Annotated in this window: 17 protein-coding genes; 13 read left to right on the top strand and 4 right to left on the bottom strand. The window is 32.6% G+C overall.

Annotation, left to right across the window (positions count from 1 at the left end; genetic code table 11):
- Window positions 1–8: 8 nt before the first annotated feature.
- On the top strand, window positions 9–401 hold the full coding sequence (locus GB234_RS05960) for an SRPBCC family protein (RefSeq protein ID WP_151893590.1): 393 nt from the start codon (window positions 9–11) through the stop codon (window positions 399–401).
- Here the strand turns inward: GB234_RS05960 and GB234_RS05955 are convergent.
- Window positions 398–1,129, bottom strand: coding sequence for a biotin--[acetyl-CoA-carboxylase] ligase (locus GB234_RS05955; RefSeq protein WP_172966846.1), 732 nt, complete (start codon window positions 1,127–1,129; stop codon window positions 398–400). The two genes, GB234_RS05960 and GB234_RS05955, sit on opposite strands and share 4 nt — an antisense overlap.
- 83 nt (window positions 1,130–1,212) lie before the next feature.
- On the opposite strand from GB234_RS05955, the gene rsfS reads away from it, so the two are divergent.
- From rsfS to GB234_RS05925, 6 genes are all read left to right on the top strand, one after another.
- Window positions 1,213–1,584, top strand: a complete 372-nt coding sequence (rsfS, locus tag GB234_RS05950; protein ID WP_151893588.1) for a ribosome silencing factor — start codon at window positions 1,213–1,215, stop codon at window positions 1,582–1,584.
- A gap of 15 nt (window positions 1,585–1,599) precedes the next feature.
- Window positions 1,600–3,570, top strand: coding sequence for an ATP-dependent zinc metalloprotease FtsH (gene ftsH / locus GB234_RS05945; protein WP_151893587.1), 1,971 nt, complete (start codon window positions 1,600–1,602; stop codon window positions 3,568–3,570).
- A gap of 130 nt (window positions 3,571–3,700) precedes the next feature.
- Window positions 3,701–4,315 (top strand): LUD domain-containing protein, encoded by a 615-nt coding sequence (locus GB234_RS05940; RefSeq protein ID WP_151893586.1) that lies wholly within the window; start codon window positions 3,701–3,703, stop codon window positions 4,313–4,315.
- An 82-nt stretch (window positions 4,316–4,397) separates the two neighbouring features.
- A complete protein-coding gene (locus GB234_RS05935) occupies window positions 4,398–5,201 on the top strand; it encodes a phosphatidate cytidylyltransferase (RefSeq protein ID WP_151893585.1) in 804 nt (267 codons plus the stop codon).
- Window positions 5,191–5,841, top strand: coding sequence for a phosphatidylserine decarboxylase family protein (locus GB234_RS05930; protein WP_151893584.1), 651 nt, complete (start codon window positions 5,191–5,193; stop codon window positions 5,839–5,841). Before GB234_RS05935 ends, GB234_RS05930 begins: the two co-directional genes overlap by 11 nt.
- Window positions 5,838–6,107, top strand: coding sequence for an acyl-CoA-binding protein (locus GB234_RS05925; RefSeq protein WP_151893583.1), 270 nt, complete (start codon window positions 5,838–5,840; stop codon window positions 6,105–6,107). Before GB234_RS05930 ends, GB234_RS05925 begins: the two co-directional genes overlap by 4 nt.
- Before the next feature lie 58 nt (window positions 6,108–6,165).
- On the opposite strand, the gene GB234_RS05920 is transcribed toward GB234_RS05925, so the two are convergent.
- Window positions 6,166–6,414 carry a hypothetical protein gene (locus GB234_RS05920; RefSeq protein WP_151893582.1) on the bottom strand — a complete coding sequence of 83 codons (249 nt, stop codon included), beginning with the start codon at window positions 6,412–6,414 and terminating at the stop codon, window positions 6,166–6,168.
- Between the two features lie 205 nt (window positions 6,415–6,619).
- The gene (locus GB234_RS05915) at window positions 6,620–9,253 is read right to left on the bottom strand and encodes a valine--tRNA ligase (RefSeq protein WP_151893581.1); all 2,634 of its coding nucleotides are present in this window, start codon (window positions 9,251–9,253) and stop codon (window positions 6,620–6,622) included.
- A 126-nt stretch (window positions 9,254–9,379) separates the two neighbouring features.
- On the opposite strand from GB234_RS05915, the gene GB234_RS05910 reads away from it, so the two are divergent.
- Entirely contained in the window at window positions 9,380–9,775 is a 396-nt protein-coding gene (locus tag GB234_RS05910) for a DUF1573 domain-containing protein (RefSeq protein WP_151893580.1), read from the top strand.
- Window positions 9,776–9,856: 81 nt separating this feature from the next.
- Here GB234_RS05910 and GB234_RS05905 read toward each other — a convergent pair whose 3' ends face one another.
- A complete protein-coding gene (locus GB234_RS05905; protein WP_151893579.1) occupies window positions 9,857–11,215 on the bottom strand; it encodes an aspartyl protease family protein in 1,359 nt (452 codons plus the stop codon).
- A gap of 93 nt (window positions 11,216–11,308) precedes the next feature.
- Here GB234_RS05905 and GB234_RS05900 point away from each other — a divergent pair, with 93 nt between their 5' ends.
- From GB234_RS05900 to GB234_RS05880, 5 genes are all read left to right on the top strand, one after another.
- Complete coding sequence (locus GB234_RS05900; protein WP_151893578.1) at window positions 11,309–12,499, top strand: pyridoxal phosphate-dependent aminotransferase; 1,191 nt, start codon at window positions 11,309–11,311, stop codon at window positions 12,497–12,499.
- Window positions 12,499–13,509, top strand: coding sequence for a UDP-N-acetylmuramate dehydrogenase (gene murB, locus GB234_RS05895; RefSeq protein WP_151893577.1), 1,011 nt, complete (start codon window positions 12,499–12,501; stop codon window positions 13,507–13,509). The genes GB234_RS05900 and murB overlap by 1 nt, the downstream gene beginning before the upstream one ends.
- A gap of 212 nt (window positions 13,510–13,721) precedes the next feature.
- Window positions 13,722–14,231, top strand: coding sequence for an RNA polymerase sigma factor (locus GB234_RS05890; RefSeq protein ID WP_151893576.1), 510 nt, complete (start codon window positions 13,722–13,724; stop codon window positions 14,229–14,231).
- A 52-nt stretch (window positions 14,232–14,283) separates the two neighbouring features.
- Window positions 14,284–15,189, top strand: coding sequence for a FecR family protein (locus tag GB234_RS05885; RefSeq protein WP_151893575.1), 906 nt, complete (start codon window positions 14,284–14,286; stop codon window positions 15,187–15,189).
- Window positions 15,158–17,737, top strand: coding sequence for a TonB-dependent receptor plug domain-containing protein (locus GB234_RS05880; protein ID WP_151893574.1), 2,580 nt, complete (start codon window positions 15,158–15,160; stop codon window positions 17,735–17,737). The genes GB234_RS05885 and GB234_RS05880 overlap by 32 nt, the downstream gene beginning before the upstream one ends.
- The last annotated feature ends 21 nt before the right edge of the window (window positions 17,738–17,758 follow it).

The raw sequence follows: 17,758 nt of genomic DNA, 5'->3' as shown, positions 1-17,758 counted from the left end.
AAAAACTTATGGAAATAAATAGCAAAACAGTAACAGTAAATAAAAGCGCAACAGATCTTTGTGCATATTTAAGCGATGCTAAAAACTTTGAGCATATTATGCCAGAAAACATAAGCAAGTTTGAAATGATTAGAGACAATGCTTTTGTTTTTGCGCTTAGCGGTATGCCAGAGATTGCGCTAGAAGTAAAAGAGGTTGAAGCACCATATAAAGTTACATTAGGAGCTATTAGTGATAAACTTCCTTTTACACTTGTGGCGAATATTGATGAAATTAGCGATAATACATCAGCTTGTGAACTTGTCTTCAAAGGGAAATTTAACACAATGATGGCAATGATGATTAAAGGACCTATCACAAAATTTATTGCCACTCTTTCTACAAATCTAACCACGATTTAACCAAGTAGTCTAATTTCTTTTAAGCCGAAATATAACAACGTTGAATCTTCAGTTTCTACGATGAGTAATCCGTTATTAGTAACTCCTTTAATAATTCCGTTAAATTTTAATCCATTAGCATCTTCAAACACCGAAATTTTCCCCATTTTATACAGATGTGAGTGATACTGATCATGCAATTTATTCAGTTCATTCAATTGTAATAAATGTAATTTTTTTAAAATTTCCGAAGTAAGAATTTTTAACACAACATCTATATCAAACATTTTTCCAGTCGTTAAATAAAGAGAAGAAGCTTTTGGAAGATTTTCAAATTGAGATTCATTTACATTAAGTCCTATACCTATAATAGCGTCTTTAATGTTTGATTTTTTAATACTAGTCTCAATTAAGATCCCACAACATTTTTTCTCTTCTGCCATTATGTCGTTTGGCCATTTGATTTTGACATTAGGTATTTCTAGCTTTTTCAATGTCAAATACACGCCTAATGAAACTGCCATTGAAACATAAAATTGATGTTCCAACTTAACATTGCCAAACAACTTATAAATACTGAACGTCAAACTATTAGCGGGTTGAGATTGCCAAGAATTGGTATGTTGCCCCCTACCTTTAGTTTGATTTGACGCTAAGACTACGGTTTCATCACTCAAAGTAGTTGACATACGTAATTCTTTTAGGTATGTATTTGTCGATGGGATGGCATTAATTTTGATTAAATTCACGTAAATTTATTAGTTTATATAGTGAACTGCAAAGTAAGTAAACAAACAAAAAAGTAATAACTTTGTAGAAATAAAAAAAGTGAATGTTAAAGAAAGAAAAAGATACCGATGTACTCATCACTAATATTATTAGAGGCATTGAAGAAGTAAAAGGACAAGACATTGAAATTCTTGATCTTAGAGAAATCGAAAACACAGTTACAGACTATTTTATTATTTGCAACGGTACTTCAAATACTCAAGTAAACGCAATTGTAGGTTCTATTCAAAAAACTGTAAGCAAAGCGATTAAAGAAAAAGCTTGGCATATAGAAGGAAGTGACAATAGCGAATGGATACTTATGGATTATGTACATGTCGTTGTACATGTTTTTCAAAAACACATTAGAGAGTTTTATGATATTGAAGGCCTCTGGGGCGATGCAAAATCTGTTAAAATTCAAACAACACACTAAAACCTAAACGCCCACATGGCAGAAGATAAAAAAAGTCCAAAAGAAAATAAAGGCAAAAAGCCAGATTCAAAGAAACCTAAATTTAGTCCTTACTGGATTTATGGAAGTATTTTTTTAATATTTATAGCAATACAACTTTCAGGAGGCAGTAATTGGACGCAACCTAAAAAAACAACTCAAGCTGAATTTGAAACTTACCTTAAAGATGGTGATGTTGAAAAAGTTGAGATTGTAAATAAAAAGGTAGCTCAAGTTTACCTCACCCCTGAAGCACTTACTGAAGAAAAACACGTTAAGAATAAAAATAAAGGGTTTATGGCGCAAGCTGGAGACCCAACATATCAATTTGAGTTTGGTGATCTTCAAAATTTTGAGAATAACTTTCAAGAAATTAAGCAAGAAAATAACTTAGACACTAATATTGTTTGGCAAACAGAGTCAAATATATGGAGTGAAGTTATTATAGGTTTTCTTCCATTTATTGTAATCATTGCTATTTGGATATTTATCATGCGCCGTATGTCTGGCGGTGGAGGCGGTGGTGCTGGAGGACAAATTTTTAATATTGGAAAATCCAAAGCGAAGCTGTTTGATGAGAAAATTGATGTTAAAACTTCGTTTAAGGATGTAGCTGGACTTGAGGGTGCAAAAGAAGAAGTACAAGAAATTGTTGACTTTCTAAAAAATCCAGAAAAATATACCTCACTAGGAGGTAAAATCCCTAAAGGGGCATTATTAGTAGGTCCTCCTGGTACAGGAAAAACATTACTTGCTCGTGCAGTTGCAGGAGAAGCAAAGGTACCTTTCTACTCATTATCTGGTTCAGATTTTGTTGAAATGTTTGTAGGTGTGGGAGCATCAAGAGTTCGTGATTTATTTAAGCAAGCAAAAGAAAAATCTCCTGCTATAATTTTTATTGATGAAATTGATGCAATTGGACGTGCTCGTGGTAAAAGTAATTTTTCTGGCTCAAATGATGAACGTGAGAATACATTAAATCAACTTTTAACAGAGATGGATGGTTTTGGCACTGGAACTAATGTAATCGTTATAGCTGCAACTAACCGTGCAGATGTATTAGACAAAGCTTTAATGCGTGCTGGACGTTTTGACAGACAAATTTATGTTGATTTACCAGACGTTAGAGAGCGTAAAGAGATTTTTGAGGTACACTTACGCCCATTGAAAAAGGAAGAAGGACTTGACACAGATTTTTTATCAAAACAAACACCAGGTTTTTCTGGAGCAGATATTGCAAATGTTTGTAATGAAGCTGCACTTATTGCAGCTCGCCAAGAGAAAAAAGCTGTTGGAAAACAAGATTTTTTAGATGCAGTTGATAGAATAGTTGGTGGATTGGAAAAAAAGAATAAAATAATTACGCCTGCTGAAAAAGAAGCTATAGCTTTTCATGAAGCTGGTCACGCAACAGTGAGTTGGATGCTAGAGCATGCTGCCCCCCTAGTTAAAGTTACAATAGTTCCTAGAGGACAATCATTAGGAGCAGCTTGGTATTTACCAGAAGAACGCCTTATTGTTCGACCAGAACAAATGCTAGACGAAATGTGTGCTACACTTGGCGGTAGAGCTGCTGAAAAAGTAATTTTTAATAAAATCTCTACAGGCGCGTTAAGTGATTTAGAAAAAGTTACAAAACAAGCACGTGCCATGGTCACTATTTATGGATTAAATGAAAAAGTAGGAAATCTTACATACTATGATTCAAGTGGGCAAAATGAGTATAATTTTAGCAAACCTTATAGCGAAAAGACTGCTGAGTTAATAGATAAAGAAATTTCAAATCTTATCGAAACACAATATCAAAGAGCTATTGAGTTATTAGAAAATCATAAAGACAAATTGACTGAATTAGCTAATGTTTTACTAGATAAGGAAGTGATATTCAAAGATAACTTACAAACCATATTTGGAAAAAGACCATTTAGTAAAGAAGAGGAAGAAGACAAGAAAACTATAGCTGAATAACTATTAGTTTTCGATTACGTGCAAAATAGCAAAGATGACTAGCTCAAAGATTAGATAGATCCCTATTTTCTCTATCATTATTTTTCTATCTTTGAGTTTAACCTAATGTATAACTCCTCAAACTTGACTTATGAGTCTCTTTAAAAGACTTTTAAATCCTAAAAAACATTCTGAAGACAAGGCCAAAGCTTTGGGCAAATCTTCAGATCGTGGAAAATATTACCCAGAGGACAAGTTACCTATAGACGAAAAATTTACTTTTAATTTTAAAAAAAACGGAGGTAAGTTTCTCTATTGTGAAAATGATGCAGAAGTTTCAGAAGCTTTTGATAATATTCTTGCAGAAAATGATTGGTATGAAAAAGATACATTTTGTATCAATGAACTTTTAACTTCAAAATTTCAAGGATATAATTTAAACTTTGTCAAAAAAGCTAATGCAACTTTTTTTCTTTCAACTTGTGAATCTTTAGTAGCCAATAATGGCTCAATTCTTTTGTGTTCTAATCAAATGAAAGAGAAAAAGCTAGTTGAGCTTCCTAGTAATATAATTATCTATGCAACTACTAGCCAGTTTGTTGAAAACATAAGCGAAGGACTTCGCAATATTAAAAATTCTGGCGGCAAATTTATACCCACAAATATCACTACCATTCAAGACTTTGAAACCGATAAAGAAAAGGATTTTATGAGCTACGGAAGTAGTACAAAAAACTTATATTTGCTCCTGCTGGAGGACTTATAAAATGTATAAAGTCACGCTATTCCTAATCAAATACCTAAGGATTAGCAATTCCATCTGATTCAAAAACTGACCAAAACCACAGATGAAAGAAGTAATTGTGCGTTCTATTTCTGGCGCTTTATACATACTTATAGTCATATTTTCTATGTTTACCTCAAGAGCATGGTTTATGGCACTCTTCTTTATATTAGGAATAATTGTAATGCGTGAGTTTTTGCGACTTGTTCATCTTACAAGTTACCTTGCCTTTGGGTTGCTTGCAGCGGCAATGTACTTTTTAAGCTATAATATCTTTGAACAAAATGCAGTATTACTTTATTTAATTCTTTCATCATTTGTCTGTCTATTTCTTTTTAAGGATATGCTATGGACTAGCAAAATACCAATGTTTGAAAAAAAGAAATATATAACCACAATATTTTACATTATAAGCGGCTTTGTATTTCTAACACTAATCCCTTTTTCCGAAGGTGTTTTTATGCCAAAAATTATTGTTGGTGTATTTATTCTCATTTGGTCAAACGATACATTTGCCTATTTAATAGGAAAGAGTTTTGGCAAGCATAAATTATTAGAACGCATTTCTCCAAAAAAAACTATCGAAGGTTTTTTTGGAGGAATGTCAGGTGCTTTATTAGCAGGATTTATTATCTTTAAAACAATGGGTATATACAGTTTACCTATTTGGCTAACAATGGCACTTATCGCCTCAATTTTTGGAACCATCGGCGATTTAGTACAATCAAAATTTAAACGCCAAGCAGGTGTAAAAGATAGTGGTATAATTATGCCAGGACATGGGGGTTTATATGACAGGTTAGATAGTATTATTTATGCTAGCCCATTTATTTATGCATTTTTAGAAATAGTTCAATATGTTTCATAAAGAAGGTTACAAAATTATTTTAATCACACTTTTTATAGTCGTAGGTGTGAGCTTAGCTACTGATTATCTTATTTCAAATTTATATTTGAGAGGTGTAGTTTTATTAACCGTCGTTGTATTTCTTATCTTGATTTTACAATTTTTTAGAAATCCAAAAAGAAACTTTCCACTAAATGAAGAACAAGTATTATCTCCCGTAGACGGAAAAGTTGTAGTAATCGAAGAAGTTTTTGAAAAAGAGTTTTTTAAAGAAAAAAGACTACAAGTTTCAGTATTTATGTCGCCTTTAAATGTACACGTAACAAGATACCCTGTAGAGGGAGAAGTTTTATTAAGCAAATATCATCCCGGCAAATTTCTTGTAGCTTGGCACCCTAAATCTTCTGAAGAAAACGAACGCACCACTGTAGTTGTAAAAAGCAAGAATTTCGGAAATGTATTGCACCGTCAAATTGCTGGTGCACTGGCTAAACGCATTGTTAATTATGCTAAAGAAGGAACTATTGTTAAACAAGCAAGTGATAGTGGTTTTATTAAATTTGGATCCAGAGTAGATGTCTTTTTACCGCTAGGTACTAAACTTAACGTTGAGCTTAATCAAAAAGTAAAGGGAGGTATTACTGTATTAGCATCAAAATGACAAGTGAAGAAATAGATATAGCGTTTCAAAAGGTTGTCACTTTAGTGAATGATCATCAAGACCCATTTCCTGCAGATGTGTTACTAAAATTATATGCATATTATAAAAAAGCAACTAACGCTCCTCACAAACCTAGTTATAGTAAAAAACCACTTATAACAGCTTTTAAAACAAATGCACTATTTCAAGCACAACATTTTACTGAGGATGAAGCAAAACAACTATACATAGAAACTGCAAACCATTATTTTTTATATCGAAAATAAAAAATGACAGCTTGATCAGCTGTCATTTTTATAAATATATGTACTAAAAGGTGAAGTGTTATAATTGAGCTTTGTTAAATTTAATTTCATAGTTTTCCATCACTTCTTTTATCGCAGTAACATTGTCTGAAGCTTTTTGATGTGCTGCTTCCATTCCTTTTTCTAAATCTTTATCTGGATTCTCAAATAAATCTGTTATTACATGATTTATCTTATCAATTATACTCTCTTGGCTGTTTTTGATATCTTCTAATTTATTCAACATCGTCTGCATTGTTTCAAATTTATCTTGTTTATCTTGGTCCATTATCTTAAGTTTTTTGATTAAAAGACTAATATACATATGACAATCACTTAATAAATAGCTATTAACATGGGTTTGGCTCAATTTAAGGGTATTTAACACATTAACAGTCCCACTAATAAATATCTACAAATACTCACTAAAAAAAGTCCATAAAGACAAATGCCTTAATGGACTCTCAAAATTTGTCTAAATACATTTACCCTTGCTAGCTTAAACTAACTAAAGAAGTTTTTAAGGTTTCAATCTTTGCCAAAGCATCTGCTTCTTTTTTGCGTTCACTAGCAACTACTTGTTCTGGAGCACCATTTACAAATTTTTCATTTTTTAATTTTCCTTGAACACTGCGAAGAAAACCTTCTGTATATTTTAATTCCTCTTTCAGCTTTTCTATTTCGGCCTCCACATCAATAGCACCTTCCATTGGTATAAAGTATTCGTTAGACTTTACTCTAAATGTAAGAGCACTATCTAATGCTTCGGAAATATAATTTAATTCTGAAATATTAACCAATTTTGAAATAATAGCATCAAACACACTATCTACTTTCTCTCCATTTATAACCGAAAGTACAATTGCGTCTTTAAAGGCAATATTTTTTTCTTTTCGAATTGTACGAACTCCAGAAATTACCTCTGCAGCGAACTCAAAGTTTTTCAATAAATTTTCATCAATCGGTTCTACTTTTGGCCACGTATTGATACACAATGCCTCTTGCGGGCTACGATCTTCAATATTGTGCCAAAGTTCTTCTGTTAAAAACGGCATAAATGGATGTACTATTCTTAAGTTATCCTCAAACAATGCCATTACTTCATTATACGTTTTTGAATCTATTGGAGCTTGGTATGCAGGTTTAATAATTTCTAATAACCAACCACAAAACTCATCTTGTATTAACTTATAAGTTGTCATTAACGCATCACTAATACGATATTTGCTATAATGATCATCCATTTCAACTAGCGCTTTCTGTAATTTGCTTTTGTACCATTCAATCCCTATTCTAGAGGATTCTGGCTGTGGAATCGTTTTATCAACATTCCACATCTGGGTTAATGAAAATGCACTCTGTATTTTTTTACTAAAACCTTTTCCTTGATTACATAAACCCTCATCAAACATCAAGTCATTACCTGCTGGCGCACTTAAAAGCAATCCTACACGTACACCATCTGCACTATAATCATTGATGAGTTTTAAAGCGTCTGGAGAATTACCTAAAGACTTACTCATTTTTCTGCGTTGTTTATCACGCACAAGACCTGTTAAATAAACATTTTTAAATGGCGCTTTATCAGTATACTCATATCCCGCTATAATCATTCTAGCTACCCAGAAAAATAAAATATCTGGACCTGTAACTAAATCGTTTGTAGGATAATAATAATTAAACTCTTTATTATCAGGATTATTTAGACCATCAAAAACACTCATTGGCCACAACCATGATGAAAACCATGTATCTAACGCATCTGCATCTTGACGCAAACTTTCGGTAGTCAACGAATTATTATTGGTTTTTGATTTTGCCAGTACTAAAGCTTCATCTATGCTCTCAGCAACCACAAAATCCTCTTTTCCGTCGCCATAAAAGAACGCGGGAATTTGTTGTCCCCACCACAATTGACGCGAAATATTCCAATCACGAATGTTTGTCATCCAGTGACGATATGTGTTTTCAAATTTTTTAGGGTGTAACACGACATCATCATCTTCTAAAACAGCTTTTATTGCTGGCTTTACGAGCTCCTCCATTTTTAAAAACCACTGATCACTCAAACGTGGTTCAATAACAGCCTTTGTGCGCTCACTTGTTCCCACTTTGTTGATATGTTGCTCTGTTTTAATTAAAGCTCCTTTTTCGTCTAACTCTTTTGTAACCTCTTTACGAACTACAAAACGGTCTTTTCCTTCATAATGCAACCCAAAACTATTTAAGCTTGCATCATCATTAAAAATATCTATTACCTCTAGCTTATGCTTATCACCAAGCATTTTATCATTTTCATCGTGGGCAGGAGTTACTTTTAAACAACCAGTACCAAATTCAACATCAACATACTCATCCTCAATAATAGGAATTACTCTATTACAAATAGGGACAATTGCCTTTTTACCTTTTAGGTGCGTAAATCGCTCATCGTTAGGGTTGATACAAATGGCAGTATCCCCAAATATAGTTTCGGGTCTGGTAGTAGCGATTGTTAATGTTTCCTTGCTACCTTCAATTTTGTATTTGATAAAGTATAAATTACCTTGTTTTTCTACATGGTTTACCTCTTCATCACTAAGTGTAGTTTTTGCTACTGGATCCCAATTTACCATGCGATATCCACGGTATATAAGTCCTTTATTGTATAAATCAACAAAACTTTTAATCACTTGTTGTGACATTTCTGGATCCAGCGTAAACTTGGTACGTTCCCAATCGCAAGACGCTCCTAGTTTTTTTAATTGATCAAGAATAACACCTCCATATTCCTCCGTCCATTCCCACGCGTGCTTCAAAAATTCTTCCCGGGTTAAATCTGCTTTATTTATTCCTTGTTCTTTTAATTTAGCTACAACCTTTGCTTCTGTAGCAATAGAAGCGTGGTCAGTACCAGGTACCCAGCATGCATTATAGCCCTGCAAACGTGCTCTACGAATCAAAACATCTTGTATGGTATTATTTAACATATGCCCCATATGCAACACACCTGTTACATTAGGTGGTGGTATTACAATGGTATAAGGCTCTCTCTCATCGACTTCACTATGAAAATAATTATGTTCCATCCAGTAGGCGTACCACTTATCTTCTATTTCACTTGCGTTATATGTTGCTCCTAAGGCCATTTTGGTATCATTTTTGAAATAAGAATGCAAAAGTAGGGATAACTATACGACTTTAAAAGTGAATAACTTATTTTGCACAATATTCTAAAGTTACCTACATTAGCAATCAATAAAAAGATAGAAATTATGAAAAAATTAGTCTTAATAGCTGTTATAGCATTAGTAAGTTTTGCTGCAAATGCACAAGCTAAAATTACATTTAAAAGCGACACTGTAGATTATGGAGAAATCGCAAAAGGTAGTGATGGTGTACGTGTTTTTGAATTTACAAATACAGGAGATGCGCCACTTATTGTTTCTGATGTTAAATCTAGCTGTGGGTGTACTGTTCCTAAAAAACCAGAAGGTCCAGTAGCTGCAGGTGCAAGTGGAAAAATAGAAGTTAAGTATGACACAAATAGAGTTGGTCCTATAAGAAAAACCGTAACAGTTTATTCAAATGCTGACGAGCCTATCAAAGCCCTTAAAATTAAAGGTGAAGTTATGAAAGAAGCAGGCAGTGTTTTAGAGAAAACAAAATAATTACTTTTACAACAATATTTTAAGAAGGGTGAAATTTCAAAATTGAAATTTCACCCTTCTCTATTTCGAATAGTCTGAAGTCTATAAAATTCTTTTTAAGATGAAATCAACTACCTTAAAAACCTCATCACGCTCATATTCTATAGTTATTTTACGCCCTTCTTTGCTACTAAATAATGCAGTCAATTCGTATATCTTGTATTTATAAGCATACTTACCATTAACTTTAACTATTGCATCTCCCCTCTTAAGCCCTGCTAGTGCAGCAGGCGAATTTGCTCTTAATTCTGCAATCACTACTTTTGGGGCGGTAAATAACGAATAAATAGGATCAATCATCACATCTACACTACCCACATTTTTCCCCGCATTTGAATTTTTCATATTCATCCCCTCACTTCGAATGTCTTGTAATTCCTTAATTTGTACCGTTCCATCATACTCCAAAGTTAAACCGCTAAGATTATAATTAAATGGGCGCTTAAATTGGGTATTTGCTCTTAGCAACATCCTTCTACTTTGATAATCCATTAAAACAGTAAACCGCTTGAGTACTTCTCCACCTATACTTCCCGCCCTATTTTTATACATACGTAATGAATCTCCTTCTATTATCTTCGGAAATGCGACAGTAATGTCATTCAATGTAAAATTACCCAACACCAATCCATCAATACGTGATCTTTTACCAAAAATACCCCCAGTTATACTCATTCCTAAAAAATCTTCAAAATAATTTTTAGGAGTAATTTCTATAAAGTCATTTTCATCAAATAGCCATAGAGCATCACTTGAGCCTGAATCTACTAACAAAATAGACTCTTGCTCTAAACTATCATCCAGTACATTCGCTTTTATATAGGGTTTATTTTTATAAAATTCTATTTCAAACTCTTCACATCTTCTACATTTTTTGAATTTAAATTTATCAGGAGTATAGAAAGTAATCCGTTTTGAATTATAATTAGTTTTAACTACAAAATCTCTATAAAAATTAGAACCTATAATCCCATGGATTGGAATCCCCATTCTTTTTGAGAAATCAACCATTTCATTAAAAACAACAAAAACTGTGTGATTTTGATCTTTCGCATCACCAATACTCATTGTATTTCCAGAACTTTTAATAGCGCTAACTTCAATTTCATTTCCAAGACCCTTTATTTTAATTGGAACTGCAGCATTTAATGAAATCGAATCTGCTTGAGTGACGCCAAAAAGAATTGTGTTATTCACCCCAGTATCTAATAAAAATGATAGTTGCACTCCGTTTAATTCTATAGGAATAACAACTAAATTATTAATAAGTTCAAATGAAATTTTATCCTTCTTTACTCCATTTTCAAATGAAAATCCTATTTGAGCGTACGAAATTAACCCCTGCGATAACAAAATAAAGCAGCAAAGAATTCTTATTTTTATGAAGTATTGAAATTTCATCTTTTCAAGGTAGAAAAAAAATGATAAAAACGATTTCCGAAGCACCTATTATTCTCCATTAATTTTGCAACTTTGTTATAAATAAATTACGACATGCCATCTATCTCAATCAAGGGTGCAAACATGCCCGAATCTCCTATAAGAAAATTAGTTCCTTTTGCTGAAAAAGCATACAAGGCCAATAAAAAAGTATACCACTTGAATATTGGACAACCAGATATAAAGTCTCCTCAGATAGCTATGGATGCTGTTTCATCTCATCATTTAGAGATTTTAGCATACACGCGCTCAGAAGGCTCTGAACCTTACAGAAAAAAAATTGCAGCATATTATCACCGTAATAATATTATGGTTGATGAAAACGAATTAATTGTTACCACAGGAGGAAGTGAAGCATTGCTTTTTGCAATGGGGAGTATTGCAGATGTAGGTGACGAAATAATTATTCCTGAACCATTTTATGCAAATTATAATGGCTTTGCTACAGCAAGTGGTGTGACTATTGTTCCTGTAATTTCTAAAATTGAAGATAATTTTGCATTGCCTCCAATTTCAGAATTTGAGAAACTTATTACTCCTAAAACAAAAGCAATTTTAATTTGTAATCCTGGTAACCCAACTGGTTATCTATACTCACAAGAAGAAATTGAAACTCTTGCTGCAATAGTAAAAAAACATGATTTATTTTTAGTTGCAGATGAAGTTTACAGAGAGTTTGCTTACGACAATTTAAAGCATTTCTCCATTCTTGAAGCAAAAGGGTTAGAAGATAATGCCATAATTATTGACTCAGTATCTAAGCGATATAGTATGTGTGGGGCAAGGATAGGGTGTTTAGTTTCAAAAAATAAGTCTGTCATTAAAACCGCGCTTAAATTTGCGCAAGCGAGGTTGAGTCCCCCTACGTTTGCACAAATTGCAAGTGAAGCAGCATTAGAAACACCACAAAGCTATTTTGATGAAGTAATTGAAGAATATAAGGGAAGACGAGATATCCTTATCGAAAAACTTGAGGAAATTCCAGGAGTGCAAGTAGGTCATCCTAAAGGAGCCTTTTATTGTATTGCTCAACTCCCAGTTAAAAACAGTGATGCATTTGCACAATGGTTACTCGAAGAATTTGACTTAGATGGTGAAACTATAATGGTTGCTCCTGCTGCAGGATTTTACTCAAGTCCAGGTGTAGGTTTAAATCAAATTAGAATTGCCTACGTTCTTAATAAAGAGAGTTTAATCAAAGCTGTTAATATATTAAAAGCTGCATTAAAGGAATACAAAGATTAATGAACATTGAGCGCAACGTTTCTTTAAAAAAGTACAACACATTTGGTATTGAAAGTAGTGCTGAGTATTTTGTCTCAGTAAATTCGGTCGCACAATTAAAAGAGGTTCTTTCTAAAAACGAAGAACCTCTTTTTATCCTTGGTGGAGGTAGTAATATGCTACTTACTAAAGATATTAAAGGACTTGTACTACACCTCAACATTACAGGAATTGAACTTTCTAACAAAACAGATAGCCATGTTGAAATTACGTGTATGGCTGGCGAAAACTGGCACAAATTTGTTCTCTATTGTATAGAAAACAATTATGGCGGTCTCGAAAACTTATCACTTATTCCAGGAAATGTAGGTACTTCTCCCATTCAAAACATAGGTGCGTATGGCGTAGAATTAAAAGATACATTTGTTCGCTGTAATGCTGTTGAAATTTCAACAGGGAAAGAATTTATATTTAATAAAGCCGAATGTAACTTTGGCTATCGTTCGTCTATTTTTAAAACTTCGGAAAAGGGAAAGTTTATTATTACTAGCGTTACCTTTTTACTTACTACAAAAAATCATAACCAAAGTATTTCGTACGGGGCCATTAAAACTCAATTAGACAAACAACATATTACAACTCCTACAGTAAAAGATATAAGTAATGCTGTTATTGCAATTAGACAATCAAAATTACCAGATCCAGCATTACTAGGAAATAGTGGAAGCTTTTTTAAAAACCCAGTTATAGATGCTGAAACTTTTAGAAATTTTAAAACTAAATTTCCAGAAGCACCTTATTATGAAGTAACTAATACTACATTTAAAATTCCTGCTGGATGGCTAATTGAACAAGCTGGCTTTAAGGGAAAGAGGTATGGTGATGCTGGGGTTCATAAAAATCAAGCTTTGGTTTTAGTTAATTACGGAAATGCAACAGGCGAGGAAATCTGGAATTTAGCAATGAAAATTCAGAAAAAAGTTAGAGAAAATTTTGGAATTTTTATTGAACCCGAAGTAAATGTTTTTTAATTTTCATTGTATGTATAATTGTCTAAATATTTTAGAATTATTAAAATTTCAGTATAAAAAAAACCCGCTTTCAAAACAGAAAACGGGCTCTTCTTCATAGCACTCTTTTAGAAGTTAACAATAACCTTCTACATATAAAACAATCTAAACCGCATATTACCACCTCTCTATAAATATATATTTTTTATATAATTTTACGGTGCTATAAAATTATGGAAAAGAAACAATCAGTTTGCAACGAGACTACCTACGAGGCTGTTTATAAGAAACATTCACAATCGTTGAGCAATTTTATGTTTTTTAAAACGAAAGACAGAGCTTCATCTTACGATTTGGTCCAGGAAGCTTTTATAAAACTTTGGGACAATTGTGATAAAGTAAGTCCTGCAAAGGCAAAATCCTTCCTTTTTACGGTTGCAAACAACTTGTTTTTAAACACTATTGCTCATAAGAAGGTAAAATACACGTATGCTAATAGCATTACAGAGTCATCAGACAAACAAACACCAGAGTATTTACTGGAGGAAAAGCAATTTGGTGATAAATTACAAAGAGCTTTAGACAACTTGACCGAGATTCAACGCACTGCATTTTTAATGAGCCGCGTAGAAGGGAAAAAATATAGAGAGATTGCCGAGGTTTTAGAAATTTCAGAAAAAGCAGCTGGAAAACGTGTGCTTGATGCTTTAGAAAATTTAAGGAAATCGATTGAAAGAATTTAACAGGAAGGTGGTATTTTAATTACTTAACTGTTATAATTACAGAGACAATACAATGGAACACAATAATATACTTGACAAATGGTTAAATGGTGAGCTATCATCACAAGAACTGGAAAGGTTTAATGCTAATCCAGATTTTGATATTTACCGTAATATTGACAGAGAGATACAGAAAATTGAAGTACCCTCTCACGACGTTGAAACTGGATTTGCTGATTTATTACAACGAAAAAGTACTAGTAAAAAAGAGATTAAAATCTTTAGACTTTCAAACGTTTTAAAAGTTGCTGCAATTTTTGTGATGCTAGTCATGTCATACATATTTGTTGCAAATATTCCTTCTACTACAACTGCGCCAATGGCTAACACAGAGCAACTTTTATTGCCTGACGATTCTAGAATTACATTAAATAAAGATGCAACTGTTACATATAAAAAATATGGCTGGGCTTTTGACCGAAATGTTACCCTCGAGGGAGAAGCATTTTTCGAAGTTGCGAAAGGAAAAAAATTCACAGTCACTACCGAGCAAGGTATTGTAACTGTTTTAGGTACTAAATTTAACGTAAGTACCAAAAACAATAAATTTAAAGTGAGCTGTTATGAAGGATTAGTATCTGTTTCACATAACAACCGCATTTTTGAAGTGACTCCGGGAAACTCATACACTTTTGATAATGAGAGCAATGTAAACCATATAGTTTATACTTCTCATCCTACTTGGATTTTTAATGAAAGTAGTTTTACTAATATAGATTTGTATTCAGTGATTTTAGCATTAGAAAACCAATTCGGGATTGCTATTAAAACCGAAAATATTAATGTAGATTTACGCTATACTGGTACTTTCACTCACACAAATCTTGAAGATGCGCTGCGTACAGTGACGGTTCCATTAAATCTTTCGTATCGAAAAGACTCTAAAAATGGCGTTACAATTTATAATAGCAAAAAATAAAGGAAGCCGAAATTTTCTGCACCTACTATTTTTTTTCTGTTTTATTATATCAAGTACTGCACAGACATCAAATGAAATAAAATTTTTAGAAGCGTTGTCACTTTTAGAAGAAACTTTTGAAGTTAAGTTTTCTTTCAATTCTGCACTTGCAAATAGACTTCAGGTTTTTCGCCCCACTTTAAATCAACCTCTTGAGGCTACACTACAAAGCTATTCAGATACTTATAAAGTTGAATTCCAGAAAATAGACGAGCGCTATATAACTGTTACTTTTCCTACAAAACAAGTATCAATATGCGCCACAATAATTGATACTAAAACTGGTACTCCCATAAAAAATGCTATCATTTATAGCAGCAGTTCACAATTCAATGCAGATAATGGCGGAACCTTTTCTATTGCTGAAATAGAACAAACTGAAACCCTCCAGATATACAATAATGATATTTTTCTAAGGTCAATAACAGTATTAGAAATTCTAGAAAAACCAGAACCTTGCCCGTTGCTTTTTGCATCTGCTAACGTAAATTATCTCTCTACAGTAACGTTACAAAGCTACCTTGTGAAGGGAATTTCTAAAAATGCAGAAGGTTCTATCACTATTAATAATAATAATTTTGAAATACTGCCAAGTCTTGTTGAGCCGGATGTACTTCAAATAGCACAAGCACTTCCTGGCATTGAAAGTTATGATGAAACTGCTTCAAATATTAACGTTCGTGGTGGAGCAAGTGATGAATTACTCATTTTATGGAATGATATACGTATGTATCAAACGGGTCATTTTTTTGGACTTATATCTGCTTTTAATCCTAACTTAATAGATAATGTTATTATTTATAAAAACGGAACACATCCACGTTATAACGAAGGAGTTTCTGGTGTTTTAAATATGCAATCTTCTAATAATGTTACAAAAAATGTTGATGGAGGAATAGGCATTAATTTGAGCAGTGCAAATTTATTTGCAAGAATGCCACTTTCTGAAACTTTTGCAATTGATATCTCTGGGCGTACTTCAATCAATAGTGGCGTGGGAAATCCGATTTATAAATCATTTTTTCAGCGCACATTTCAGAATACAGAAGTAACTAATTTAAGCACTAATACTTCAAACGGAATTAGAAATACAGAACAGAGTTTTAATTTTTATGATATAAATATTACTTCAATTTGGGATATTTCAAAAAAGGATAAATTGCAATATAATTTTATGACTATAAATAATAAACTTGCTTTTACTGAGCGTTTTATTGCTATTGATAGTTCATCTGCGCTTTTTAATGAATTAAGACAACGCACACTTGTTGGTAATTTTGATTATAAAAGAACATGGAATTCAAAATTAAATACGCGCCTCTTATACAGTTCAAGCACGTACGTTTTTGATGGTGAAAATAAAGCAGTTGAATTATTAACCGAATCTTCTCAACGCAATGAAGTAAGAGAACAACAAGTAAGATTTGATGTAAATTACAGACTAAATAACGCAATAACGTTCCAAACAGGCTATCAATATACCGACACAAAAATAAGAGACAATCAAATTTTAGCAACTAGCTCTATTCCTATTATTAATGAAAGCAATAGTATAGTAAATGCTTTTTACTTAAATAGTATTTTACGACTTTTTGATAATACTACAATAGTAACACTAGGAGGTCGATTGACAAACTTTAGTAATCTCAATACACAATTTGAACCAAGAGTAAACATTAACCATAAACTTAAAAAACACTGGAATATTTTTGCTGCTGCCGAAGAAAAAAGCCAGCATATATTACAATTTGTAGCAAGAGAAAATCAACTACTCGGCATAGAGAGTAAGCAGTGGTTAATTGCAAATGGTGTAGACGTTCCATTACTTGAAAGTCAGCAACTTTCAATAGGAACAGATTATACATTTGACGGTTTCACGTTTATTGCAGAAGGCTTCTATAAAAAAGTAGATGGTGTTAATATTAAAAATTTAGGTTTTAGAAATCAACTACAAGATGTGAATACCATAGGTAGTTACAATGCTAAAGGTGTGGAGGTTTCTGTAGCTAAAAATACAGAACGATTTACAAGTTCTTTAAGCTACACCTATCTCGATAATGACTATACTTTTAACTCATTGAGTCCTAAAAATTTTCGTAGTAATTTTGATGTTACGCACACAGCAAGCCTAGCAGCTACATATAAATTAGGTAATTTTAAAATAGCTGTAGGATCTAATTATCACTCTGGACTTCCATATACAACACCATTAAATACTAATGCTATTATTGATGTTGATGGTAAACCACAAATACAATACAATGAACCAAACAACAAGACACTTAATTCATACCTTAGAGTAAATACCTCAGCATTATATGACTTTAAGGTTGATGAAACTTTTAAAGGAAAAATAAATGTTGCTTTGTTGAATATATTTGACAAAAAGAATGCATTAGATTCCTATTTTGAAATTGAAACAGATGCAGATGGAAATAATACCATCAATAGAGTTGATCAATTTTCATTAGGATTTACACCTAATATTTCTTTTCAATTGTTATTTTAATATTTTCCTTTATTAAGTACT

It is taken from the genome of Patiriisocius marinistellae, assembly GCF_009014635.1.
In the GTDB taxonomy this organism is placed as follows: Bacteria; Bacteroidota; Bacteroidia; order Flavobacteriales; family Flavobacteriaceae; genus Patiriisocius; species Patiriisocius marinistellae.
This window is presented reverse-complemented; position numbering and strand designations above follow the sequence as displayed.

Coding starts and splice junctions, on each gene's coding strand:
- GB234_RS05960 (WP_151893590.1), top strand. CDS start 9: ATGGAAATAAATAGCAAAACAGTAACAGTAAATAAAAGCGCAACAGAT.
- rsfS (WP_151893588.1), top strand. CDS start 1,213: ATGTTAAAGAAAGAAAAAGATACCGATGTACTCATCACTAATATTATT.
- ftsH (WP_151893587.1), top strand. CDS start 1,600: ATGGCAGAAGATAAAAAAAGTCCAAAAGAAAATAAAGGCAAAAAGCCA.
- GB234_RS05940 (WP_151893586.1), top strand. CDS start 3,701: ATGAGTCTCTTTAAAAGACTTTTAAATCCTAAAAAACATTCTGAAGAC.
- GB234_RS05935 (WP_151893585.1), top strand. CDS start 4,398: ATGAAAGAAGTAATTGTGCGTTCTATTTCTGGCGCTTTATACATACTT.
- GB234_RS05930 (WP_151893584.1), top strand. CDS start 5,191: ATGTTTCATAAAGAAGGTTACAAAATTATTTTAATCACACTTTTTATA.
- GB234_RS05925 (WP_151893583.1), top strand. CDS start 5,838: ATGACAAGTGAAGAAATAGATATAGCGTTTCAAAAGGTTGTCACTTTA.
- GB234_RS05920 (WP_151893582.1), bottom strand. CDS start 6,414: ATGGACCAAGATAAACAAGATAAATTTGAAACAATGCAGACGATGTTG.
- GB234_RS05915 (WP_151893581.1), bottom strand. CDS start 9,253: ATGGCCTTAGGAGCAACATATAACGCAAGTGAAATAGAAGATAAGTGG.
- GB234_RS05910 (WP_151893580.1), top strand. CDS start 9,380: ATGAAAAAATTAGTCTTAATAGCTGTTATAGCATTAGTAAGTTTTGCT.
- GB234_RS05905 (WP_151893579.1), bottom strand. CDS start 11,215: ATGAAATTTCAATACTTCATAAAAATAAGAATTCTTTGCTGCTTTATT.
- GB234_RS05900 (WP_151893578.1), top strand. CDS start 11,309: ATGCCATCTATCTCAATCAAGGGTGCAAACATGCCCGAATCTCCTATA.
- murB (WP_151893577.1), top strand. CDS start 12,499: ATGAACATTGAGCGCAACGTTTCTTTAAAAAAGTACAACACATTTGGT.
- GB234_RS05890 (WP_151893576.1), top strand. CDS start 13,722: ATGGAAAAGAAACAATCAGTTTGCAACGAGACTACCTACGAGGCTGTT.
- GB234_RS05885 (WP_151893575.1), top strand. CDS start 14,284: ATGGAACACAATAATATACTTGACAAATGGTTAAATGGTGAGCTATCA.
- GB234_RS05880 (WP_151893574.1), top strand. CDS start 15,158: ATGGCGTTACAATTTATAATAGCAAAAAATAAAGGAAGCCGAAATTTT.